The organism is Streptomyces manipurensis, assembly GCF_049570255.1.
In the GTDB taxonomy this organism is placed as follows: Bacteria; Actinomycetota; Actinomycetes; order Streptomycetales; family Streptomycetaceae; genus Streptomyces; species Streptomyces manipurensis.
Window position 1 is genome coordinate 5,503,194 of the sequence record NZ_CP186950.1, and the last position, 22,903, is coordinate 5,526,096.

General features: G+C 73.8%; 21 protein-coding genes. 8 read left to right on the forward strand and 13 right to left on the reverse strand.

The features are described 5' to 3' along the window. The first annotated feature begins 101 nt into the window (after positions 1-101). Positions 102-779: a GntR family transcriptional regulator gene (locus ACPU2J_RS25425; protein WP_365496334.1), complete on the forward strand. Its 678-nt coding sequence runs from the start codon at positions 102-104 to the stop codon at positions 777-779. A 389-nt stretch (positions 780-1,168) separates the two neighbouring features. Here ACPU2J_RS25425 and ACPU2J_RS25430 read toward each other — a convergent pair whose 3' ends face one another. Then, positions 1,169-1,450, reverse strand: a complete 282-nt coding sequence (locus tag ACPU2J_RS25430) for an HPr family phosphocarrier protein (protein ID WP_327737834.1) — start codon at positions 1,448-1,450, stop codon at positions 1,169-1,171. Positions 1,451-1,626: 176 nt separating this feature from the next. Between ACPU2J_RS25430 and ACPU2J_RS25435 the strand changes: the two genes are divergently transcribed. From ACPU2J_RS25435 to ACPU2J_RS25450, 4 genes are all read left to right on the forward strand, one after another. Then, positions 1,627-4,416 (forward strand): GNAT family N-acetyltransferase, encoded by a 2,790-nt coding sequence (locus ACPU2J_RS25435; RefSeq protein ID WP_423834048.1) that lies wholly within the window; start codon positions 1,627-1,629, stop codon positions 4,414-4,416. A gap of 50 nt (positions 4,417-4,466) precedes the next feature. Beyond that, a complete protein-coding gene (locus ACPU2J_RS25440) occupies positions 4,467-5,063 on the forward strand; it encodes a DUF5998 family protein (protein ID WP_073909804.1) in 597 nt (198 codons plus the stop codon). Next, the gene (locus tag ACPU2J_RS25445) at positions 5,063-6,265 is read left to right on the forward strand and encodes an alkaline phosphatase family protein (protein WP_420079374.1); all 1,203 of its coding nucleotides are present in this window, start codon (positions 5,063-5,065) and stop codon (positions 6,263-6,265) included. The genes ACPU2J_RS25440 and ACPU2J_RS25445 overlap by 1 nt, the downstream gene beginning before the upstream one ends. 131 nt (positions 6,266-6,396) lie before the next feature. Continuing rightward, positions 6,397-7,047 (forward strand): thymidine kinase, encoded by a 651-nt coding sequence (locus ACPU2J_RS25450; RefSeq protein ID WP_361589329.1) that lies wholly within the window; start codon positions 6,397-6,399, stop codon positions 7,045-7,047. Positions 7,048-7,159: 112 nt separating this feature from the next. Here ACPU2J_RS25450 and ACPU2J_RS25455 read toward each other — a convergent pair whose 3' ends face one another. After that, positions 7,160-7,591 carry a hypothetical protein gene (locus ACPU2J_RS25455; RefSeq protein ID WP_423834049.1) on the reverse strand — a complete coding sequence of 144 codons (432 nt, stop codon included), beginning with the start codon at positions 7,589-7,591 and terminating at the stop codon, positions 7,160-7,162. A 195-nt stretch (positions 7,592-7,786) separates the two neighbouring features. Here ACPU2J_RS25455 and ACPU2J_RS25460 point away from each other — a divergent pair, with 195 nt between their 5' ends. Continuing rightward, positions 7,787-8,008, forward strand: coding sequence for a hypothetical protein (locus ACPU2J_RS25460; RefSeq protein ID WP_423834050.1), 222 nt, complete (start codon positions 7,787-7,789; stop codon positions 8,006-8,008). Positions 8,009-8,038: 30 nt separating this feature from the next. Here ACPU2J_RS25460 and ACPU2J_RS25465 read toward each other — a convergent pair whose 3' ends face one another. Further along, complete coding sequence (locus ACPU2J_RS25465; protein WP_423834051.1) at positions 8,039-8,998, reverse strand: hypothetical protein; 960 nt, start codon at positions 8,996-8,998, stop codon at positions 8,039-8,041. A gap of 580 nt (positions 8,999-9,578) precedes the next feature. Between ACPU2J_RS25465 and ACPU2J_RS25470 the strand changes: the two genes are divergently transcribed. Continuing rightward, on the forward strand, positions 9,579-10,151 hold the full coding sequence (locus tag ACPU2J_RS25470; RefSeq protein WP_391345844.1) for a GNAT family N-acetyltransferase: 573 nt from the start codon (positions 9,579-9,581) through the stop codon (positions 10,149-10,151). On the opposite strand, the gene ACPU2J_RS25475 is transcribed toward ACPU2J_RS25470, so the two are convergent. From ACPU2J_RS25475 to ACPU2J_RS25490, 4 genes are read right to left on the reverse strand one after another with little or no spacing between them, the layout of a single operon-like run. Continuing rightward, positions 10,127-10,903: a nucleoside 2-deoxyribosyltransferase domain-containing protein gene (locus tag ACPU2J_RS25475; RefSeq protein ID WP_423834052.1), complete on the reverse strand. Its 777-nt coding sequence runs from the start codon at positions 10,901-10,903 to the stop codon at positions 10,127-10,129. The genes ACPU2J_RS25470 and ACPU2J_RS25475 overlap by 25 nt on opposite strands. Beyond that, positions 10,893-11,816: an alpha/beta fold hydrolase gene (locus ACPU2J_RS25480; protein ID WP_423834053.1), complete on the reverse strand. Its 924-nt coding sequence runs from the start codon at positions 11,814-11,816 to the stop codon at positions 10,893-10,895. The genes ACPU2J_RS25475 and ACPU2J_RS25480 overlap by 11 nt, the downstream gene beginning before the upstream one ends. Then, complete coding sequence (locus tag ACPU2J_RS25485; RefSeq protein ID WP_423834054.1) at positions 11,813-12,793, reverse strand: macrolide 2'-phosphotransferase; 981 nt, start codon at positions 12,791-12,793, stop codon at positions 11,813-11,815. Before ACPU2J_RS25485 ends, ACPU2J_RS25480 begins: the two co-directional genes overlap by 4 nt. Beyond that, positions 12,790-14,295 carry an AMP-binding protein gene (locus ACPU2J_RS25490; RefSeq protein ID WP_423834055.1) on the reverse strand — a complete coding sequence of 502 codons (1,506 nt, stop codon included), beginning with the start codon at positions 14,293-14,295 and terminating at the stop codon, positions 12,790-12,792. Before ACPU2J_RS25490 ends, ACPU2J_RS25485 begins: the two co-directional genes overlap by 4 nt. Positions 14,296-14,329: 34 nt before the next feature. Between ACPU2J_RS25490 and ACPU2J_RS25495 the strand changes: the two genes are divergently transcribed. Beyond that, complete coding sequence (locus ACPU2J_RS25495; protein ID WP_423834056.1) at positions 14,330-15,949, forward strand: CocE/NonD family hydrolase; 1,620 nt, start codon at positions 14,330-14,332, stop codon at positions 15,947-15,949. Here the strand turns inward: ACPU2J_RS25495 and ACPU2J_RS25500 are convergent. From ACPU2J_RS25500 to vioC, 6 genes are all read right to left on the reverse strand, one after another. After that, complete coding sequence (locus ACPU2J_RS25500) at positions 15,914-16,993, reverse strand: glycosyltransferase family 2 protein (protein WP_420079368.1); 1,080 nt, start codon at positions 16,991-16,993, stop codon at positions 15,914-15,916. The genes ACPU2J_RS25495 and ACPU2J_RS25500 overlap by 36 nt on opposite strands. A 57-nt stretch (positions 16,994-17,050) precedes the next feature. Further along, positions 17,051-18,283 (reverse strand): ATP-grasp domain-containing protein, encoded by a 1,233-nt coding sequence (locus tag ACPU2J_RS25505; RefSeq protein WP_361589307.1) that lies wholly within the window; start codon positions 18,281-18,283, stop codon positions 17,051-17,053. Next, positions 18,276-18,980: a PIG-L deacetylase family protein gene (locus ACPU2J_RS25510; protein WP_361589304.1), complete on the reverse strand. Its 705-nt coding sequence runs from the start codon at positions 18,978-18,980 to the stop codon at positions 18,276-18,278. Before ACPU2J_RS25510 ends, ACPU2J_RS25505 begins: the two co-directional genes overlap by 8 nt. After that, on the reverse strand, positions 18,977-21,007 hold the full coding sequence (locus tag ACPU2J_RS25515; protein WP_423834057.1) for an NAD-dependent epimerase/dehydratase family protein: 2,031 nt from the start codon (positions 21,005-21,007) through the stop codon (positions 18,977-18,979). Before ACPU2J_RS25515 ends, ACPU2J_RS25510 begins: the two co-directional genes overlap by 4 nt. A 73-nt stretch (positions 21,008-21,080) precedes the next feature. After that, positions 21,081-21,830: a hypothetical protein gene (locus ACPU2J_RS25520; RefSeq protein ID WP_365077975.1), complete on the reverse strand. Its 750-nt coding sequence runs from the start codon at positions 21,828-21,830 to the stop codon at positions 21,081-21,083. Positions 21,831-21,837: 7 nt separating this feature from the next. Further along, positions 21,838-22,872: an arginine beta-hydroxylase, Fe(II)/alpha-ketoglutarate-dependent gene (vioC, locus tag ACPU2J_RS25525; protein WP_361589295.1), complete on the reverse strand. Its 1,035-nt coding sequence runs from the start codon at positions 22,870-22,872 to the stop codon at positions 21,838-21,840. Positions 22,873-22,903 lie beyond the last annotated feature (31 nt).

The following is a 22,903-nucleotide window of genomic DNA, read 5'->3' on the forward strand; positions in this document are numbered from 1 at the left end:
TTTCCGTCCGCTCTCGAAATTATGGTGTGCTGCAATAGAGTCGTGACGCGCGCACGCGCGTGCATTGTGGCAGGCAGTCGGAAATAGGCGGAGGTTCGGTCTTGCGTATTCCTGCGCACGCGGTATGCACGGCGATCCGCGACGACATCGTCTCCGGGGTGTTCGCGCCGGGCGCCCGGCTGACCGAGGAGGTGCTCGCCCGCCGGTACGGGGTCTCCCGGGTCCCCGTCCGCGAGGCGCTGCGCACCCTGGAGTCCGAGGGGTTCGTGACCACGCGGCGGCACGCGGGGGCCTGTGTGGCCGAGCCGACCGCGCAGGAGGCCGCGGACCTCCTGGAGCTACGGGTGCTGCTGGAGCCCCTCGCGGCCGCCCGGGCGGCCCGGCGGCGCACCGACGGACACCTGAAGGTGCTGCGCGGGCTGGTCAGACTGGGGCAGGAGCGGGCCAGGCAGGGGCAGGGCGAGGACCTGCGGGCCCTAGGTGGCTGGTTCCACGAGACGCTCTCCCAGGCCTCCGCCAGCCCCGGCCTGATCGCGCTGCTCACCCAGATGCGGCACAAGACCGCCTGGATGTTCGTGGTGGACGCGCCGGCCCGGCCGACGGAGTGCTGGGCCGAGCACGGTGCGCTCGTGGACGCCGTGGCGCGCGGGGACGCCGAACGGGCGCGCTCCCTGGCCGCCGTGCACGCCGAGCGCGCGGCGGGCGCCCACCGCCCGCGCCCCCGCGCGGCGGTGAGGACTTCGCAACCTGCCGTACACATGCCGGGCGGTCGGCATTAACAACGCCCGTATACAAAAGAGGGAATCGGGTGCGGTCTGCGGACTGCCGGGCGATTGAATTTCCGGGGCCGGTTATTTCCGGACGCCCGATTCCTTCCGGGCCCGGGATTTCCGGCCGTGATCGGCGGGCCGTCGTGAATTCACGCCGACGGCGTTCTTCTGTCCGGCGCGCATTTCCTCCCGGTGTATTCCGCTCGGCGTGGATTCCTCCCGCCGGGCGCGGAGGCCGCCCCGGGTACGGAAACGGCGGAGCCGCGGTCCCCGTCGCGCCGGGGGCCGCGGCTCCGCCGCGTACGGGGCGGACCGGCCCGCAGGCCGGATCCGAAGGACGGGCCCGCCGGTGGATCCTCGGTGGATCCCGCAACGGGCCCGGAGGCGGACCTGAAGGGTCAGACCGTCTCGGGGAGCTCTTCGAGCCCCTCGGCGACCAGCTTCGCCAGGCGGTCCAGTGCGGCGTCCGCACCCTCGGCGTCGGAGGCGAGGACGATCTCCTCGCCGCCCTGGGCGCCCAGGCCCAGGACCGCCAGCATGGAGGCGGCGTTGACGGGGTCGCCGCCGGACTTCGCGATGGTCACCGGGACGCCGGAAGCGGTCGTCGCGCGGACGAAGATCGAGGCGGGACGAGCGTGCAGGCCCTCGGCCCACCCGACGTTGACGCGGCGCTCTGCCATGGTGATGCCCTTCAGGTTCTTACGGTTGTCTAGACCAGTCTCTCACGGCACCCGGAATGCTCCGACCGACCTCCGGCCCGGATCCGCCGCCCTTGGATCCCCCAGCTTGCACCGTTCTGCCCCGGCTTGCCGCGTGCGCCGCGCGAGAGCTGTCCGGCCCGGTCCGGCCGTAAGGTATGCGCATGACCATAGAGTCGGACCCGTCCTACCCGGCCCACTGGGAGGCGGACGTCGTCCTCCGCGACGGCGGCACCGCCCGGATCAGGCCCATCACTGCCGAGGACGCGGGCCGGCTGGTCAGCTTCTACGAGCAGGTCTCCGACGAGTCGAAGTACTACCGCTTCTTCGCCCCCTACCCCCGACTCTCCGACCGGGACGTGCACCGCTTCACGCACCACGACTACGTGGACCGGGTCGGGCTCGCCGCCACCGTCGGCGAGGAGTTCATCGGGACCGTCCGCTACGACCGCATCGGCCCCGACGGCCGGCCCGCCTCGGCCCCCGCCGACGCGGCCGAGGTGGCCTTCCTCGTCCAGGACGCCCACCAGGGCCGCGGGGTCGCCTCCGCCCTCCTCGAACACATCGGGGCGGTGGCCCGCGAGCGCGGCATCCGCCGCTTCGCCGCCGAGGTGCTGCCCGCCAACAGCAAGATGATCAAGGTGTTCACGGACGCCGGGTACGAGCAGAAGCGCAGCTTCGAGGACGGCTCCGTCCACCTCACCCTCGACCTCGAACCCACCGCCGAGTCCCTCGCCGTCCAGCTGGCCCGCGAGCAGCGCGCCGAGGCGCGCTCCGTGCAGCGGCTGCTGGCGCCGGGATCCGTCGCCGTGGTCGGGGTCAGCCGGTCCGGCGGCGGGGTGGGCGCGGCCGCGCTGCGCAACCTGCGCGACAGCGGCTTCCACGGCCACCTCTACGCCGTCAACGAGGCCGTCACGAGCGACCTGCTCGACGGGGTCCGTGCCTACCGCACCCTCGGGGCCGTCGGAGCCCCGGTCGACCTCGCCGTGATCGCCGTCCCGGCCGAGCGGGTCCCCGACGCGGTGGCCGCCTGCGGGGAGCACGGCGTACAGGGGCTCGTGGTCCTCTCCGCCGGATACGGCGACAGCGGCCCGGCCGGCCTCGCCCGCCAGCGCGAACTGGTGCGCCAGGTCCGCTCGTACGGCATGCGGCTCATCGGGCCGAACGCCTACGGGGTGATCAACACCGCCCGGGAGGTCCGGCTCAACGCCTCACTGACGCCCGCACCCCTGCCGATGCACGGCCGGATCGGCCTCTTCACCCAGTCCGGCGCGATCGGCATCGCCCTGCTCTCGGCGCTGCTGCGGCGGGGCGAGGGCCTGTCCTCCTTCGTCTCGGCGGGGAACCGGGCCGATGTCTCGGGCAACGACATCCTCCAGTACTGGTACGAGGACGACGCGACCGACGTCGCCCTGATGTACCTCGAAACCCTCGGCAACCCGCGCAAGTTCACCCGCCTCGCCCGCCGCACCGCCGCCGCCAAACCCGTCGTCGTCGCCAAGGGCGGCCGCCACACCCCGGCCGGGCTCGTCGTGCCCGGCACCCGGCTGCCGGAGGAGACCGTCTCCGCCCTGCTGCGCCAGGCGGGCGTCATCCGCGTCGACACCGTCACGGAGTTGGTGGACGTCGGCCTGCTGCTGGCCTCGCAGCCGCTGCCCGCCGGCCCCCGGATCGCGATCCTCGGCAACTCCGAATCCCTCGGGGTCCTCACCTACGACGCCTGCCTCGCCCAGGGCCTGCGCCCGCTGCGGCCGCTGGACCTGACGACCGCCGCCGCGCCGGAGGACTTCCGCACCGCGCTCGCGGCGGCGCTCCGCTCCGAGGACAGCGACGCCGTCGTCGTCACGGCGATCCCCTGGGTGAGCGAGCACGCGCTCGCCGACGACCTGGCCGCCGCCCTGCGCGAGGCCGTCGCCGAGACCCCCGGCAAGCCGGTCGCCGTCGTCCACGTGGAACTGGCCGAGCTGGTCGAAGCCCTCTCCGCGGCCCGCGGGCCCGCCGGGACGGCCCCCGCCCCGACCGCCCCCGACACCGCCCCGGCCCCGGCGGCGGACGCCCCCACCGGCGCCGCCGACCCGCACCGGATCCCCAGCTACCCCGCCGCCGAGCGGGCCGTCAAGGCGGTCGCCGAGGCCGTGCGCTACGGGCAGTGGCGGCGCGCCACCGCCGACGCCGGGCAGGTCCCCGCGTACGAGGACATCGACGAGGCGGGCGCCGCGCTCCAGCTGTCCGCCCTGCTGGCCGGGGTCGGTGACGGGGCCGTCGCGACCCTGGCGGACGCCGACGCCCGCGAGCTCCTCGCCCGCTACGGCATCCGCGTGGTGCCCACTCTCCCCGCGCCCAGCCCGGACGCGGCGGTCCGCGCCGCCGGGGTCCTCGGCTACCCCGTCGCCCTCAAGACCACCGCCCCCCACCTGCGCCACCGCGCCGACCTGGGCGGCGTACGCCTCGACCTGACGAACGAGACCGAGCTGAGACGCTCGTACGAGGAGCTCACCGAGGCCCTCGGCAAGCCCGCCGAGCTCCAGCCCGTCATCCAGCCCATGGTCCCGCGCGGGGTCGACACCGTCGTCCGCTCCGTCATCGACCCGGCCGCGGGCGCCGTCCTCTCCTTCGGACTGGCCGGGGTCCCTTCCGAGCTGCTCGGTGACACCGCCCACCGGCTGGTCCCCGCCACCGACCGGGACGTGGCCGGGCTGATCCGCTCCCTGCGCGCCGCACCGCTCCTCTTCGGCTGGCGTGGCAGCGACCCCGTGGACACCCCGGCCCTCGAAGAGCTGCTCCTGAGGCTGTCGCGGCTGGTCGACGACCACCCCGAGGTGATCGGCGTCACCCTGGAACCGGTCGTCGTCGCCGGAGAGGGCGCCCGCCCCCTCGGCGCGACCGTCCGCGTCGCCCATCCGCCCGCCCGCGGCGACCTCGGACCGCGGACGCTTCCCAGTTACTGAGCGGGTACGGCGCGGTATGAGGGCACCCGAGGGGCCTTAGGATGGACCTCATGGCGAAATCCGGTACGACGACCCAGGGGCTGCGCACGGCGATCGAGCGCAGCGGCTACTACCCGGCCCTCGTGGCCGAGGCCGTGGAGGCCGCGGTGGGCGGCGAGCCGATCTCGTCGTACCTGGTCCACCAGGAGACGACCTTCGACTCCAACGAGGTCCGCCGCCACGTCACCGTGCTGGTCCTGACCGGCAACCGGTTCATCGTCTCCCACACCGACGAGCAGGCCGCCGACGCGGGATCGCCGTCCCCGTACGCGACCACCTCCACCGAGTCGGTCAAGCTGTCCAGCATCTCCTCCGTGGTGCTGAGCCGCGTCGTCGCCAACCCGGAGTCCTACACCCCCGGCACCCTGCCCCGCGAGGTCGTCCTGACCATCGGCTGGGGCGCCGTCTCCCGCATCGACCTGGAGCCGGCCGCCTGCGGCGACCCCAACTGCGACTCCGACCACGGCTACACCGGCAACTCCACCGCCGACGACCTCAGCCTCCGGGTGAGCGAGGCCGGGGACGGCCCCGAGGCGGTGCGCCAGACCCTGGTCTTCGCGCAGGCCCTCAGCGAGGCCACCGCCGCCACCTCCACCCCCGCCCGCTGATGGCCTACTCCGCGGCGCAGGACTGGACCGAACCGGACCTGCTGGACCCGGCCGGCGCCCCCGTCCCGGAGTACGGCGCCGGATCCCTCGCCGACCTGCTGCCCACGCTCGTCGCCGGCCAGGGCGTCCCCGGCTTCACCCCGGTCATCACCGAGCTCACCCCCGCCGACCGGAACTGCGTGTTCCTGGTCGACGGCATGGGCTGGGAGCAGATCAAGGCCCACCCGGCCGAGGCCCCGTTCCTCACCTCCCTGCTCGGCAGCTCCCGCGGCGGCACCGGCCGGCCCCTCACCGCCGGGTTCCCGGCGACCACCGCCACCTCGCTGGCCTCCGTCGGCACCGGCCTCCCGCCGGCCCGCCACGGCCTGCCCGGCTACGCCGTGCGCAATCCGGCCACCGGCGAGCTGATGAACCAGCTCCGCTGGCACCCGTGGACCCCGCCGAAGCCCTGGCAGCCGTACCCGACCGTCTTCCAGCAGGCCGACACCGCCGGTGTGGCCACCGCACAGGTGTCCGCGCCCGCCTTCCAGAGCACCCCGCTGACCAAGGTCGCGCTGAGCGGCGGCACCTTCCTGGGCCGGATGACCGGCGAGGAGCGCATGGACGTCGCGGCGGAGCGGCTCGCGGCCGGTGACCGCTCGCTCGTCTACACGTACTACAGCGAGCTCGACGGGGCCGGCCACCGCCACGGCGTGGATTCCGACGCCTGGCGCGGCCAGCTCATGTACGTGGACCGGCTCGTGCAGCGGCTCGCCGAACAGCTGCCGGCGCGCACCGCCCTGTACGTGACCGCGGACCACGGGATGGTCGACGTCCCCTTCGACGAGGACTCCCGGATCGACTTCGACGAGGACTGGGAGCTGGGCGCGGGCGTCGCCCTCCTGGGCGGCGAGGGCCGAGCCCGGCACGTGTACGCGGTGCCGGGAGCGGAGGCCGACGTCCTGACCGTGTGGCGCGAGGTGCTCGGCGACCGCTTCTGGGTCGCGAGCCGCGAAGAGGCCCTGGAACTGGGCTGGTTCGGCGCGCCGGGAGAGGTCGACGAGCGGGTGCTCGGGCGGATCGGCGACGTGGTGGCGGCCGCCCAGACCGACGCCGCGATCACCGCCTCGCGCAACGAGCCGAACGAGTCCGCGCTCGTCGGCATGCACGGCTCCATGACCGCGGCGGAGCAGCTCGTGCCGCTGCTCGAGATCCGTACCTGACCCGCCCTCGTCCCGCGGCCCGCACCGCACCCCGTACACCGCACCCGTACCTCGCACCCGTCCGGCGCCGGACCTCCCCGGCCCTGCGCCCGTCCCCGCCGCCCACGACCCCGAAAGGTCCCGTACTCCCCATGCCCGAGCTGGTGTTCTTCTCCGGAACGATGGACTGCGGAAAGAGCACCCTCGCTCTTCAGATCACCCACAACCGCTCGGCGCGCGGCCTCCAGGGCGTGATCTTCACCCGCCAGGACCGGGCGGGGGAGGGCAAGCTGTCCTCCCGCCTCGGACTGGTGACGGAGGCGATCGAGGCGCCGGAGGGCATGGACCTGTACGCGTACGTGGTGGCCCAGCTGTCCCAGGGCGGCAAGGCCGACTACGTGATCGTGGACGAGGCCCAGTTCCTGGCCCCCGAGCAGATCGACCAGCTCGCGCGCATCGTCGACGACCTCGACATGGACGTCTTCGCCTTCGGCATCACGACCGACTTCCGCACGAAGCTCTTCCCCGGCTCGCAGCGGCTGATCGAACTGGCCGACCGCCTGGAGCAGCTCCAGGTCGAAGCCCTGTGCTGGTGCGGGGCGCGCGCGACGCACAACGCCCGTACGCTGGGTGGGGAGATGGTCGTGGAAGGCGCCCAGGTGGTCGTCGGCGACGTCAACCGCCCGGCGGAGCAGGTCGGCTACGAGGTCCTGTGCCGGCGCCACCACCGCCGCCGGATGACCTCGGCGACCTCCCAGGCGGGCGCCCTCTCCCCGGACGTCCTCCCGGTCAACGGCACCTGACCGGGACCGCCCCCGGGTCTCGGGGGCGGAGCGACATCGCCCCGAGGGAACGCCTGTTCGTCGACTAGAGGGCGGACGAGGGAACGGCTACGGGACGGTCCGTGCACGTCGGCTAGAACGGGTCCGGAGGCGGGCCGATGTCGGCACGGCGCTGTCGGACGCTCCTGAACCCCGAGGTATCGACGGGATCAGGATCGGGATCGGGGTCGGGGTGCTCCAGCGCCTGGTTCCACAGCTCGCGGAGATGAGGACGCAGGGCTCTGCCGTATCCGTCGCCGGTGTCCACGACGTCCTCGGGCGTGAGATCACCGAGAGCACAGAACGCCTCCAGGACCGCTTCCACCGCACGCCAGTCGTTCGGCACCGTCCCGTGCAGCATCCTGCGAACCGTCTCGCGGCTCGCCGTGCCGTCCAGGTCGCTGCGCTGGGCGATCGCGTCGCTGACCAGTCGTAGTGCGGGCCGTCCGGCGTCCCGGTAGAGGTGGAAGAGGAGCGCGGAGAACCGCCGACGGGCACCCGGGGGCAACTCGACCTCGTTCGGCATTCGGATGATCTTCGGCACTGGACTCCGTCCGGGTAATGACCGACACCGCGCGGCACTTCTTGACACAGGACCACCCACCCCGGCTCCCCGCCGGCACGGATGAGACCTCCGACGTCCCCACACGTCCCGTCCGATCAACTGCCCCTCGCCCTGCGGGAGCCTGGTTGTCGCACCCCGGCTCGGGAGAGGGAGAAGATGTCGGACGAACACCGTGGGGAAGCCACCCCGTCGACGGCGCGGCGCAGAGGGGTGGTGCTCGCAGCGGCCTTGTGTACGGTGTCGACCGCCGCGGGCCTGGTGCTCTTCGTTCCCGCGGACCGTGCGGCCCTTCTGGTGCAGCTGCTGTCCTCGGTCACGGCGGTCGCCGTCGCCGTCGTTCCGCTGCGCAAGGGCCGGGGTGGGGGCCGCGAAGAGTGAGCCCGCTCGTGGCGAGGGGGACGGATCCCTCTAGTCGAAGAGCCTCGTGTCGTCCGACGCGAGCCACTTGTCGCTGACGTGGGTCGCGGCGGGCGTGACCTCCGGGTAGCGGTCCGCCAGGTATTCCTGGTGCACCTCTTCGCCGGTCCGGCGATCGGCGACGATCTTCACGCCGCCCATCTTCATCTTCTTGAGAGTGCCGATGGATTCACCCAGGACGAGGGCGTTGAACGCCTTGATGGCCTGCGCGGACTGCTGCACGCTGTCGCGGCTGACGATCCCTCGGTTCACGTTCAGCATGGTGTTCGTGTACATCGCCCGGGGGTCCCGTCCGATGAACTCACGGCTGGCGTCACCGATGCGGTCGAAGAAGAGGTCCGCCACGTCATCGGGCCACACGTCGGTGATGATTTTGTAGGCGACGACCAGGCCGGTCGCACTCGAATGGCACTGCTTCCCCTTGCCCACGAGACGCACGATGCGTTCCTCCTCGACGGGCCACGCGGGGACCAGGTCCTGCAGTTGCTCGGCGGTGAGCCGTCCGCTGGTCCATCGTGTCCAGTGGAGCCCGGCCGCCCGGTTTGCCAGGATCTTCAAAGCCGCACCGTAGACATTGGAGTTGCTCTGTTTCATCTGCGTGATCTGCGCGACGAAGTCCCCCGCGGTGCGGACGCGGCCGCCGTCGATGGCGGCGAACGAGTCCGGGTCGAGGTTGTAGGTGACCTGCGCGGTCACCGTCATGCCGGTTTCGATCAGGGCGGCGGCCCTGTGCTGCCCGTCGATCAAGCAGCCGTGCCAGTCGAGCGCGAATCCCTGGTGCGTGGTGCGGAACTGCCCTTCGCGCAGGATGTTCTTGAACTTGTCGACGTTGGAGCGCTTGAGGGGAACCCGATTGCAGGTCCTCTTCTCCATCCAGCTCCTGCACCGCTCGGGAGTCACTTCGATGATCTCGGTGTGCACGGGCGGACGAACGTCGTTCGCGCTGGTCATGGGGCCGCCTTCTGGTGAACGTCAGGTCTGTTGATGGCGTTCGTGTCAACGCCGAAGGCGGTCCGGGTGCTCGCCTCCTCGTCCGGGAGGTTAGGGAGTGGCGCTCGTGGATGATCCTTGATGTCTCAAGTTCGCGTGAATGTGATTGTTCAACTGGCTTGTGTGAGCTTTTCGTATCGCTTTTTGATCTGAAGTCTTCGACTTGAAGGTGGCTGCCCGGCAGTCGTCTGGCTCGAGGGTCCACGAGTGCAGCGTCCCCTCTAGGCGAAGATCGCCTAGAGGGGACGCTGATTCGCGGTCGATGGCCAGGTCAGCGGGGCACGGAAGGGGTGTGAACGCCTGCTTCGAGACGGCCTTCCGCTCGCCTACGGTGCGACGAGGGCGCGGCAGAGGCACCCCGTCCGGACGTCCGCACGGCTGTCGGACAGCCGGGTCGGGCCCGCGCATCGAGCTCGGCGCGTGCGCCCGACGCGCGACCCGATTCCGCACGTCACGCCCGCCAGTGCGGCAGGGACGCCCCGGGTGTCGGGGACGGCTGGAATGTGTCGTTCGGGGGGTGGGGCGGTCATAGCCTCCTGCCATGACCACGATCCATGACACGGCGTACGAGTTTCGTACCGCCCGCCCCGAGGACGCCGGGGCCATCGAGGCCCTCGACGGGTCCTTCAGCACCAGCACCGTCTTCGAAGTCGCGGTCCACGCGGACGGCTTCGCCCTCCGTGAGGTCCCGGTGGACCCGCCGCTGGTCAAGGTGTTCCCCGAGGACGAGGGCGACGACGGGGACGACGCGGGGGAGGAGGGCGAGGACGCCGACAGCCGCACCTTCGTCGCCGTCGACCCCGACTCCGGGCTCGCCGGTTTCGCCGCCGTCTCCTATTCCTCGTGGAACCGGCGGCTGACGATCGAGGACATCGAGATCGCACCGGGCCACCGGGGCCGGGGTCTGGGCCGGGCGCTCATGGGGCACGCGGTGGACTTCGCCCGGGAGCGGGGCGCCGGACACCTCTGGCTGGAGGTCACCAACGTCAACGCCCCCGCCATCCATGCCTATCGGCGGATGGGATTCGCCCTCTGCGGCCTGGACACCGCCCTGTACCTGGGCACCGAGTCCGAGGGGGAGCAGGCGCTCTACATGAGCATGCCCTGCCCCTGAGCCGCGAGCAGCCGGACCGCGCCGGGCGCCGAGCCGTCGCCCGGCGCCACGGTGGCGGTCACCAGCCAGCCGTCCGATCCGTCCGATCCGTCCGGTCCGGCGCCCGGCGCGTACCACTCGACGCGTGCGTCCAGCAGCCGGTCCCCGGCCTCGCGGCGGCCGGCGTACCAGGTGCGGAACTGCCCGGTCCGCCACACCGTCAGCGGCACCGACCGCTCGCCGCCGCTGCGGGCGGAGCCCGGTCCGACCGCGCGCAGCGCCGCCTCGGCCGCGCCCTGCAGCGTGCGCTCCACCGGGACCCCGAGGGTGCCGGCGAAGTGGAGCAGGTACGCCATGCGTTCGGCTTCCGGCGGAGTGCCGAGGACGGCCCGGCCCGAGTCGCACCACGAGCCCCATTTGATGTTGGACACGAGGCCGGGCAGGCGGGCCATGTCGCGCGGGATCCAGAAGAGGATCACGTCGGACCGGCGCATCGCGTCCTCCTCCCACGCGATCTGGTCCCCGTACGCGGGGTAGTCGCCGCCGGGCACCGGCTCGGGCAGGAAGACCGCCAGCCGGCCAGCCCCGGACCACGAGGACCGCAGGGCGGCGACGGCGTCCGGCCGCCACGAGGGCTCGGCCGGGTCGGTGGGGGTCGGCCCGCACAGGTACACGGACGCCGCCCAGGAGTCGGGCGCCTCCTGGCCGACGTGGACGATCTCGACCTCGCTCGCCGGGGCCGTCGTGGTGGAGGTCTGGGACTCAGGGGACACGGGGTGCTCCGGGGTCGGTCGGGGCCAGGGTGGCCAGGAAGTCCAGCAGTACGGTGTTGAAGGCCCCGGGCCGTTCGAGGAAGCCGAGATGGCCGGCGTCCGCGAGCTCCGTGTAGCGGGCGCCGGGGATCGCGGAGGCGACCTCCCGGCCCAGCGGGGCGGGTGCCAGCACGTCGTCGGCGAAGCCGACCACCAGCACGGGGACCGGGATCCGGCCGAAGTCGGCCGGCCGGTGGCCGAGCGGGGGGAGCGGCCGGTCGGCCGCCGACTCGCCGGTCAGCGCGGCAAGTTCGAACAAGTCGAGCCATTCTGCCGCCGCGCCCTCGTCGGCCAGGGTGCGCGGGGAGAGGTTCAGCACGAGGCGGACGAAGGCCTCGTACTCCGGTGGCGGCCGGGTGCCCGCGCGGGCCGCCGCGGTCTCCGCGCGGGTCAGGGCCTCGGCCAGTACGTCGGAGCGGCCGCGGGTCGCCGCCAGCAGCGCCCCGCTCACCCGGTGCGCGTCGGTCAGGAGCAGTTCCTGTACGGCGAGGGCGCCGAGGGAGTGCCCGACCAGCGGGCAGGGTGGCAGGTCGAGGGCGGTCAGCAGCTCCACGGTCCGGGCGGCCAGCGCGAGCGGCCCGTAGGCCTCGGAGCCGACGGCCTCCGAGGTGGCGGCCTGCGCGGTGTCGGCTCCCGCGCCCGCCGTCTGCGGCCCGGCCGCCTTCGCGCCCGCCGGCTCCGGGCCGTGGTCGAACGTGACCACGAGACGGCCGGCCGCCGTCAGGGCCGGGACCTGGTGGTGTTCCCAGATGCGGCCCGCGCCGCCCGCGCCCGCGACCAGCACCACCGGACGGTCCCCCGTCCCGTGCAGGGTGTAGGCCGTGCCGCCGGGCGTCCGGCCCGTCGTGCGCGCGGCGCCTCCGGGGCCCCTCACGGCGCCATCCTGCGCAGCGCCGTCTCCACCCAGGCGGGGCGGCCGGTGTCCAGGCCCCGCAGGGCCACGTGGACCCACAGGAACGAGGCGCGGGCCAGGACATGCGCGCGCATGCCGTCGCGGACCTCGCCGCCCGCCGTCCGGTAGGCGTCCAGGAGCCGGTCGAGGACCGGGGTGCCCCCGGCGTACAGCATGTCCACGAAGTCGGCGGCGGGGTCGCCGACATCGGCGTTCGCCCAGTCCAGCAGGCCGGACAGGGCGGGCGGACCGGACTGCGGGCGCACCACCAGGGTGTGTCCGGGGTGGACGTCGCCGTGGATCAGGGTCAGCCGGTCGGGCCACAGCCGGTCGTCGTCCAGCCAGGCCCGCCAGCGCCGCAGTCCGTCGGCGGGCAGGGGGAGTTCGGTCCGGGCCCGGGAGAGGCGGTCCGCGATCCGGGTGCGTACGGTGCCGGCGTCGGCCCGCTCCCGGCCGGCCGTTCCGGGCACGCCGTCGAGGGGGGTCGTGTGCACGGCGACGAGGGCCCGCGCGAGGGGTTCCAGGTAGTGGCGGGGGTGGGCCAGCGGGTCCATGGACCACCCGTAGACGAGGGTGTCGGGGTCCTCCGTGCCCGCCGCCTCGCCGGGCAGACGGGGGTACGCGACCAGGTCCGGGCCGTGCAGGCGCCAGTCGGGCACCGGCACGGAGGTCCGGGCGCGGACCGCGGACAGGACGGCGCCCTCGAAGGCGAGCCGGTCCGCTGCCTCGGGCCGGCGCGGCCGGCGCAGGATCCACCAGGCGCCGTCGGCCGCCCGGACGTGCGTGACGCGGAAGTCCCAGCCGGTCTCGTCCTCGTGCGCCGTGGCGGGGTCCAGGGCGACGCCCAGCCGGTGCGCGGCGTAGGCGGCGAGGGCAGCGGGGCCGCCGTCCGGGGCGTACGGGGCACCGTCCGCGCCCTCCGTGTGCTCCGCCCGCTCCGTACGGGACGTTGCGGTCATCGGGCCGCCTCCGCCGTCGCCAGGTAGCGGTCCCGGGTGGCCTCGCGGTCCACCTTGCCCGTGTGGGTGTGTTCCAGGTCCGGGACGGCCACCAGCAGGCTGGGCACCAGCTGCGGGGCCGCGGTGCCGGCGAGCCGGGCGCGTACGCCCGTCACCACCTCGCGCGGGTCGTGGCCCGGCAGCGGCACGAAGAAGGCGGCGAGCGTGCTGTGTTCGGCCCGGTCGACCCGGGCGGCCGCCACCTCCCGCACGCCCGCGCAGGCTCCGACGAGGGCCTCCACGTGCACCAGGTCCACCCGGTGCCCGCGGATCTTGACCTGGTGGTCGGAGCGGCCGCGGAAGACCAGGGCGCCGCCCGGAGCCTCGGAGACCAGGTCCCCGGTGCGGTACCAGCGGGTCCCCGCGTGCTCGGTGAAGCGCGCCGCCGTCGCCGCGGGTGCGCCGTGGTAGCCGAGCGCCAGCCCGGGCCCGGAAACATGGAGTTCGCCGGTGTCGTCGATGCGCTGGCCGACGTGCGGCAGGGGCAGTCCGATGGGCAGGTCCCCGCCGGTGTCGGGCAGTTCGGGCGCGTCCGGCCCGGCCAGCGGCACCGCGTGGGTGACCAGGGCCGTCTCGGTCGATCCGTAGGTGTTCAGCAGCCGTACGCCGTCGGCGCCGAGCAGCCGCCAGCGCTCCAGCATGTCGGCGCGCACCGCCTCACCGCCGATCACGATGGTCCGCAGCGACGGGGGCAGACCCGCGCCCTGCTGGAGCAGGTCCCCGGTCAGGCTGTGCCAGAAGCCGGTCGGCAGCACCGCCACGGTGACCTCCTGTTCCGCGGCGACCTGCGCGAAGGCCTCGCGTGCCGCGTCGTCCACGACGAGGGTGGCGCCGCCGGTCAGGGTGGGGAGGATCTCCTCCAGGCTCGTGTCGCCGCCCGCCCCGTGGAAGTGGAGCACGGTGGAGTGCGGGCCGATGCCGTAGAGGTCGCGCAGCGGCGGCACCACGGCGGCCAGGGCGCGGTGCGGCACCACGACCCCCTTGGGCGTGCCGGTCGACCCGGAGGTGAACAGCACGTACGCCGGATCCCCGGGCCGTACGCCGGAGTCGTGCCCCGCGGGCGGCGCCGGCGGGGACGCGGCCCAGCGCGGCCGGAGCACGCGTGCGACGGCCGGCTGCCAGCCGGTGTCCGCGGTCGCCACGGCCTCCCGGACCTCCAGCCGGGCCAGTACGGCATCCAGCACGGCCGCGGGATGGCCGGCCTCCAGCGGCACGTACGCCCGGCCCGCCGCGAGCACGCCCAGCAGGGCCGCCACGTCACGGGCCGAGTGGTGCACGACCACCCCGACCGGCGGCTGGGGGGCGTCCGTGCGCGGCTCGACCGCGCCCGCCACCTCCAGCACCCAGGCGGCGAGGGTGCCGTAGCCGACGACGAGCCCGTTGTCGACCACGGCCGGGCGCGCGGGATCCGTACGCGCGGTTTCGAAGAACGGTTCCAGGAAATCGATTCCTGAGGGCTGCATTGTCATTTCCCTCGTCCTGATGGAATATGGGCGGGTGCGAATTGTTGTGGAACACGACCTGAAAATACCCGTGCGGGACGGCGTGTTATTGAATGCCGACCTCTACCGTCCCGATACCGGCGGCCCGGTGCCCGTACTCGTACGCCGCACCCCCTACGGGAAATCCGGCGCCCCGGGCGGCGCCTCCGTCGACGGCCTCCGGCTGGTGCGCTCCGGCTACGCGCTGCTGGTGCAGGACGTCCGCGGCCGGTTCGGCTCCGGCGGCTCCTTCGAGCCGTACTGGCACGAGGCCGCGGACGGCGCGGACACCGTCGCCTGGGCGGTGGAGCAGCCCTGGTGCGACGGCACCGCCGGCCTGTTCGGCCGCTCGTACGAGGCGATGGCGGCGCTCCTCGCCGCGGCGGAACGGCCGCCCGGCCTGCGCGCGATCGCCCCGCACGTGGCCGGATCGGGCTTCGGTGAGGGCTGGACCCACCAGGGGGGCGCCTTCCAGCTGGGCTTCGTCCTGTACTGGGTGCTCTACGACCTGCTGCTGGAGGGGGCCGGGCTGACCGGCGCCGACCGGGAGGAGGTGGCCCGCGCCGTGGACCGGATCGACGAGCTCTACCGGGATCCGGACGGGGCCGCGGAACTCCTGGACCGGCTGGCCCCGTACTACCGGCGCTGGCGGGCGCACCCGGGCGGGGACCCGTACTGGCGGCGCGCCGCACCCCGCGAGTCCTATCCGCGGATCGACGTCCCGGCGCTCCACCTCACCGGCTGGTACGACATATTCCTGGCCGGTGCGCTGGAAAACCACCGGGGAATTCGGGAATGCGGAAACACGTCGCGGCTGGTCGTCGGGCCGTGGTCCCATTGCGTCACCGGCGGGATATTCCCGCAGCGCCGGTACGGGCTCGCCGCGGACGAAAGTAATCTCGATGTCACGGGCCTTCATCTCGACCATTTCGACCGCCATGTGCGCGGCCGTGACGACGTCCCGGAGCCGGACCCGGTCCGTCTGTTCGTCACCGGCGCCGACGAATGGCGCACCGTCCCGGACTGGCCCGTCCCCGGCACCCGCGGCCACGTCCTCCACCTCCACGGCCGGGACCTGGTCCCCGGCCCCGGCCCGCACGCCGCCGGAAGCGACCGGATCCGCCACGACCCCGCCGACCCGGTGCCCACCACGGGCGGCGCCACCGCCCTCCCCGGCCAGTTCACCGGCGGGGACTGCGGACCGCTGGACCAGCGCGAGGTGGAGGCGCGCGCCGACGTGCTGTGCTTCACCGGCGCGCCGCTCCCGGAGCCGCTGACCGTGATCGGCGACACCGTGCTGACGGTGTACGTGACCCCGGACGCGGCCGGCGCCGACGTGACCGGCAAGCTGGTCGACGTCCACCCCGACGGCAGGGCCGAGCTGCTCTGCGACGGAGTGCGCCGCCTGGCGCCGGGGGCGGACACGGGGTCCGCCCCCGGCGGGCCGGTCGAGGTCACCGTCGCGCTGGGCGCGGTCGGCCATGTGTTCCGCGCGGGCCACCGGATTCGTCTGGAGGTCGCGGCGAGCAACGCGCCGCGCTTCGACGTGCATCCGAGGGTCCTCGCCCACCACACCGTCCACCACGGCGGCGACCACCCCTCACGCCTGCTGCTGCCGTGTCCGTCCGGCGGCTGAGGATCCGCCGGGGCCGGCGGCGTCCGGGTGGAAGACCGACAGGTCGGCCACCTTGTCGATCCGCCGGCCCGCCTCCCAGTGGGACCGCCGCAGCCGGCGCAGCTGGGCACCGGTCAGCTTGGTGCTGTGCTGCGGGATCGAGAACACCATCCGCGCCCGCTTCGCCGCGGCGGGGTAGCGGTCGCGCACCCGGTACGGGTCGTTGAGCAGGTGGTGGGCGGTGCCGGTGTGGAAGGCGGCCTTCAGCAGCGCGTAGTAGGCCGCCGCGCCCACCCCCTTGGCGCGGGCGCAGTGCACCAGCGTGCGCGAGGCCTCGAACAGCCGCCACACCACCGGCACCGCGGGGGTGGTGAACACGCCCGTCTCCTGGGCGATCCCCTCGCCGACGCCGTAGCGGAAGTAGCTGCGCATGTTGCCGAAGCCGTGCTGGGCGTCGTGGAAGATCCGCGCCTCCGGCAGGTACACCACGGGGATGCCCGCCAGCTGGAGCCGGAAGTCGAACTCGCGGTCCTCGCACCAGTGGATCAGCTCGTCGAAGTGGTAGCCGCCGATGTGGTCGACGATGTCGCGGTTGTAGATCAGCGGCGGGGACAGCGCGCTGACGTAGTCGCCCTCGTCGAACTCCCGGACCCGGGCCGTCAGCCTGCTCAGCACCCCGTCCGACTCTCCGTACACCACCTGCCCCTTGACCACCGGGTCGGTGAGGACCGCGCGGACCATGGCGCGGACCACCCCGGGGGCGAAGGTGCAGTCGGAGTCCATCAGCAGCAGGTACTGCCGGTCGGTGACGGCGGCGCCGGCGTTGTAGGCGGCGCCCAGGTTGCCGACGTCCTCGATCTCGGTGACGGTCAGCGGGCGCGGGTGTTCGGCGATCAGCTTCAGCACCGCGTCGCTCGGTCCGTTGAGCGCCAGGACGATCTCGACGTCCTCGTCGATCGACTCGATGCAGTCGGCGATCCGCAGGTCGTCACGCAGGGCGATGATCACGCTGGTCCGGGCGATGCCCTTGTCGACCGACGCCTCGTCCACCAGGTCGGTGGCCATCTCAGTACTCCCTCGTCGAACTCGTGTGCGTACGGTGGGCCCGGTGTGCGGGCGGTGTCACGGGGATCCGGCCTTGAACCGCAGGGGCAGGGCGTTCAGCGTCCGTTCGGCGAGGGCCTCGGCCTCCGCGGGCTGCGGGGCGTGGGCGATCACCCCCGCCAGGACGTCCGCGCCGCCGCGGTAGGTCGGCACCACGGTGCCGGGCCTCAGGTCGAGGCCCCAGAACACGTCGTGGACCCCGGCCCGGCGGGCGACGTCCCGCGGGTCGCCGACCCACTCGACCACGCCGCCGTCCGCCGGGAGGAAGCGCTGCACCACGGCCCGGCTGTGCCGGGGGACCAGCTCGGCCGGCTCCAGGGGCCGGCCCAGGGCGAGCCGGACCACGTTGGGCAGCGGGTCCACGCCGGTCGCCAGCCGCATCACCTCGGTGGCGATCCGGGCGCCGGTCAGCCGGCAGGTGATCTCCAGCAGGATCACCCGGCCGTCGTGCGTCCGCAGGATGTCGGTGTTGATCACCGCCGGGTCCAGGCGCAGCGCGCGCGCCCCGCGCCGCACCGTGTCGGTGACCTCCTCGATCTGCTCGGCGGTCAGCCGGCTGGGCAGGGTGTCGCCGCCCTCGAAGAAGTGCGGGGCGAACTCCTCCTTGCGCCCGTACTCCCGGTCGGCGAAACCGAAGCGGTGGAGTTCGCCGTCGACCATGAAGGCCGCCAGCGTGTGCTCGGTCCCCTCCAGGAACTCCTCCACCACGATCCGCCCGCCGGGGCTGAGCCGCAGCGCTTCCTCCGCCAGCCCCCGCACCTGCCCGGCGGTCTCCACCTTCAGCACGCCCAGCGACCCGGTCTGGTCACTGGGCTTGAGGACCGCGGGCAGGCCGATGTCGGCGACCGCCCGCACCGCCTCGCCGACGCTCTCGGCGGTCGCGAACCGCGGCAGGTCCAGCCCGGCCGCCCGCAGGATCCTCAGCCGCCGGTCCTTCAGGGTGCAGTCGAGGGCGGTCTCCAGCGGCAGCCCCGGGCAGCCGAAGCGCTGCGCGAGCGTGCTGATCACCGGCGGGTTGTCCGCGCCCAGCGAGAACACCCCGTCGATCCGGTCGATCCCCGCGGCCGACAGCTCGGTCAGGACCGCCACGGCGTCGTTCGGGTCGCACACGAGCAGGACGTCCGCGGCCGCCCGCGCCCGCTCCGACGGCTGGTCGGTGACCACCACCAGCTCCCGCCGGGGCGAGCGCAGTTCGGTCAGCGACCGGTCCATGCCCGAGCCGACCCCGCAGACCAGCAGGCGGTCAGTCATGGCCGCCGCCGGGCCGGCCGGAGGGCAGCGGGGCGCCCAGGCTCAGCACCTGGAACACCTCCGCGTGACCCGAGCCCGCCGACACCGCGCCGCGGTAGCGGGCCAGGCCGCGGATGCCCTCGTCCCATGCGGCGTGCCGCAGCTGGGAGACGTACGCGCGCATCGCCTCGACCTTGGTCTCGATCTGCCCGTCGATGTCCTCGGCGTACTGGAAGCGCGCCATCGGCGCCCACACCTCGTAGCCGAGCACCAGCCGGGGAGCGGGCATCGGCAGGCCGCCCGTCTCCTGGAAGAACTCCGACTGCGCCATCCACAGCGCCTCGGTGGTCAGCTGGTGCACCATGCGGTGCTCGACGTCGTCGTCGTTGTCGTGCGGGAGGTAGACCACCTGCGGGCGCACCTCGCGCATCACCCGGACCAGGTCCAGGTGCACCCGGCGGGAGAGGACGAAGTCCCGCGAGGGCTCGTCGAAGCGCACGCAGCGGTGCACGCCGAGGGTCTTCGCGGCGTTCTCCGTCTCGGCGGCGAACTCGGCGTCGCCGACCGCGTCGTCGAGGGCGCTGCGCTCGCGGCCGATGACGATGACCACCGTCACCCGGGCCCCGTCCCGCACGTGCTTGGCGATGGAGCCGCCGCAGCCGATGACGTCGTCGTCGGGGTGCGGCGCCACCACCAGGACGTCGGTGATGCCGGTCATGCGCCGGCCTCCGGCGCCTCGCCGGCCCAGCGGGCCCACTGCCCGGTCAGCGCGACCCCCTCGGCGAACGGCACGCGCGCCGTGTGGCCCAGGATCCGGCCGGCCTTGTCGTAGCCGGCGCGGGCCGTCGCCCGGTACAGCTCCAGCTCCCAGTCGGCGACCGGCTCCCCGGCCTCCTCGCCCGCGGTGTCCAGCGGGCCGCGCAGGGCGCGGATCCCGTCGAAGAAGGTGCCCCAGCGCAGCTCCTCGGGGTGGCCCACGAGGAACCGCTCGCCCGCGGCGGCCTCGGTGTCCACGGCCAGCAGGGCCGCGTCGGCCAGGTCGTCCACGTACACGGCGTTGCACACACCGCCCTCGCCGGCCGCCGGGAGCTGCGCGAAGTCGCCCGCCGGACGGCGGAGCTGGGCGGTGGTCCACTGGCCGCCCCACGGCCCGTACACCACGCCCGGCTGGAGCACGACCGTCTCCAGGCCGTCGCCGTGGGCCTCCAGGACCAGCTGCTCGGCGGCCAGCTTCTGCTGCTCGTACTCGCGGTCGGCGGGGTCGGCCGGACGGGCGGGGGAGTCCTCGGTCAGGGCCCCGGTCACGGCCGGGTCGTAGACGTCGACGGTGCTCAGGTGCACGACCCGGCGCACGCCCGCGGCCCGTGCCGCCGCCAGGACGTTCGCGGTGCCCTCGACGGACGCGGCCCAGCGGCCGGCCTCGTCGCCGGCGCTGCCGAACGCGCAGTGGACGACCGTGTCGCAGCCCTCGAACGCCGCGCGGAGCGTGTCCCGGTCCAGCAGGTCGCCCTGGCGGAACTGCAGCCGGTCCTGCGGCAGCACCGACAGCCGTGCGGCGCGTCCGAAGCCGCGCACCACGGGTCGCACCCCGGCCTCGGTGCCGAGGACCAGGCGCTCGACGATCCGGCCGCCGATGAATCCGCTCGCGCCGGTGACCGCGACGGTGCGGCCGGCGAGCACGGGGCCGGCCGGTGCCCCGGCCTCCTCCCGTACGGTCCACGGCTGGGCGGCCCGCCCGTGGCCCGGGCCGCCGTAGCACTCCTGGATCAGTTCGACGACGCGGACGCCGTCCTCCGGGGTGGAGTGGACGGCGGCGGTGCCGCGCACGGCGGCGGCGAAGTTGGCGAGCTGCTCGGTGAAGAGCAGCTCCCACTCGCCCTGGGCGGGGGCGACGGCGTCCACGTCGGCGCGGTGCAGTTCCTTCCCGTCCGCGGTGATCAGGGTGCACTCGCCGGCCGGGAAGTCGGTGCCGATGGTGACCGTCGCCTGGGTGCCCGTGACCTTGCAGCTGATGCCGAGGTCGCGCAGGCGGCTGAAGTCGCAGTGCACGTCGGTGCTGCCGAAACGCAGGTGGGTGGCGGTGTCGGTCTCCACGCCGCCGAGGGTGTTGTCCTCGTGGCGGACCACCTCCACCTCGGGGCCCAGCCACCACAGCAGGGTGTCGAAGACGTGCGAGGCGGTGTCGGTGAGCACGCCGCCGCCGGCGAGCCGCCGGTCGAACATCGACCAGGACACCGGCTCGTGGGCGTACGGGTGGCCCTCCGACCAGTCCACCCGCACCACCTCGCCGAGCTCGCCCCCGTCGATGAGCCGCTTGACCCAGGCGTAGGCGGGGAAGAGCCGTCGCGGGTGGGCCATCGCGAGCACGGGCGCGCCCTCGGCCGCGGCGGTGGCGGCCAGCGCCTTCGCGTCCTCGACCGAGGTGGTCATCGGCTTCTCCAGCAGGACGTGCTTGCCGGCCGCCAGCAGCGCCTGGACGATCGGCGCGTGCAGCGTGTGCGGGGCCACGACCACGGCGGCGTCGAAGGCGTCGGCGGCCTCGGCCGGGTCGGTGGCGAGCACGACCCGGTCGGCGTCGGTGCCGCCGAGCTCCCGGTAGAGGGCGAGGGCGTCCTCGGCCTGGCGGGGGTCGCGGTCGACGAGCGCGGTCAGCTGTACGTCGCCCTTGAGCGCGGGCAGGGCGGGCAGGTGGCAGCCGCGGGCGGCGGCGCCGCACCCGACGATGGCGAGGCGTACGGGAGGCATGGTTCTCTCCAGGGTTCGTCGAGGAACGGGGGTGGGTGTGCGGGCCGGGCCGGGCGCGGGGGCCCGGCCCGGATCAGGCCGTGCCGTGTCCGGCGGGGTGGTGGACCCACACGTTGGGCTCGGTGTACGTGCCGTGGCCGTCGTCGCGGACGACCAGCGGGACGAGGGCCCCGGGCAGGGGGTGCTCGCCCGGACCCGGCAGCGGGTGCCCGAGGAACTCCGCCCAGCGGGCCACCGGCTGGCGGATCACCAGGGACGCGTGGGCGATGCCCAGCTGGCGGGCCCCCAGCTCCAGGTGGGTGCGCAGCCACGGGTCGAAGCAGCGCCCGTCGGGCCGTCGCCATGCCGCGTACTCGGCGATCGGGATCAGCGGGTAGCGCGGCTTGCGGGTGGGCCGGACCGGGATGATCACTCCCCGGGGGGCGGTGCGGGCGGCTCGCCGCCGCACCTCGGTGAGCAGCCGCTCGGCGTGGCCGGCCGCCCGGTGGGCGGGGTCGACGGACACCGACAGCATGCACACGGCGTCCGGGCGCTCCGGCGGGGCGTGGTCGACGGCCCGCACCAGGACGTCGTCGCTGCCGGCCGGCAGCGAGGCGGCCGTGCCGTCCCAGCGGACCGGCAGCCCGTTGGCGGCCGCGACCAGCCGCCCGGCGCCGTCCACCAGGCACAACTGGTGGGCGGCGTAGCGGTCGTACATGCCGTGCCAGCGCCAGTTCCCGGGGGACTCCCAGCTCATGAACGCGGGCATGTTGGCGCCGATCAGCGCGTCGACCTCGGGCAGCAGCCACGGGTCGCGGGACAGGTCGGTGAGGGTGAGGGCCACCGGCGGGTCAGCCCAGCAGCCGGGTCTGGGCCGTGGCCCGCATTTCGCGGGAGCGGCGCAGGTCGGTCGTCACGCACACCCGCTTGAGCCAGCGGTCGGTGCCGTCGTAGCGGGCCTGGAAGGGCAGCCGGCCGTGCACGGCGCGGTGGTTGTCGATGAACAGCACGTCGCCCTGGTCCGCGACGACCTCCCGCATCCCGGCGTCCACGACCTTGAAGAGGGCGTCGTAGGCGCGCCGCGCGTCGGTGTCGTCCTCCGGCACGGAGGTGAAGTACGGGTCGAGGCGCATGTAGGGGTCCAGGCGCGAGCCGTAGAGCAGCGGGCCGAGCGGCCGCTCGTCGATCATCCGCTGGATGGTGGCGAACCGGGCCGCCTCCTCCGCGGAGGCGATCGTGTTGTTCTTCGGCAGGTGCGACTCGTCGGGCGCGATGTAGAAGCGCGACTCGAAGAGCACGTCGACGTCCTCGGCCGACAGCGAGGACAGGTCCAGTTCGCCGACGGTGGTGGGCACGTGGTCGGGGTTGCGCAGCGCGCCCAGGATCAGGTAGTCGCTGCGGTAGGGGTGGAAGGCGTCCTCGGTGTGCCAGGTGAGGAGTTCCTTGCTGCCCATGCCGAGCTGGTCGTGCTCGTGCTGGCGGATCGGGAAGATGTCGTGCACGAGGTGGCCGTCCTGCTGCGTGGCCCAGCCGAAGGGCTCGCCGAGCAGGGCCGAGTACAGCATCAGCAGCAGTTCCTCGGGGAACTCCGGGCCGGGTCGGCCGCGGCCGCGCCAGTGGTCCGGGGTGGGCCCGATGCGCCGCTGGTCGAAGTCGTGCCCGCGGATCACGGTGTGGCCGTGGCGGTCGCCGAGCTGGAACTCGCGCAGGAAGCCCTGCACGCCTTCGGGCAGGCGGGCCGCGAGGCGCGGCAGGTCGTGCAGCAGCTCGGGGTCGCCGAAGGAGGGGTAGGAGGCGGCCAGTTCGAGGCTGAGCTCCGCGATGGCGGAGGCCTCGTCGGCCGTCAGGGTGTAGCCGTGCGCGGACTGGTCGGTGAGGTTCGACATGCCAACTCTCGCTGAGTGGTCGGGGGATGGG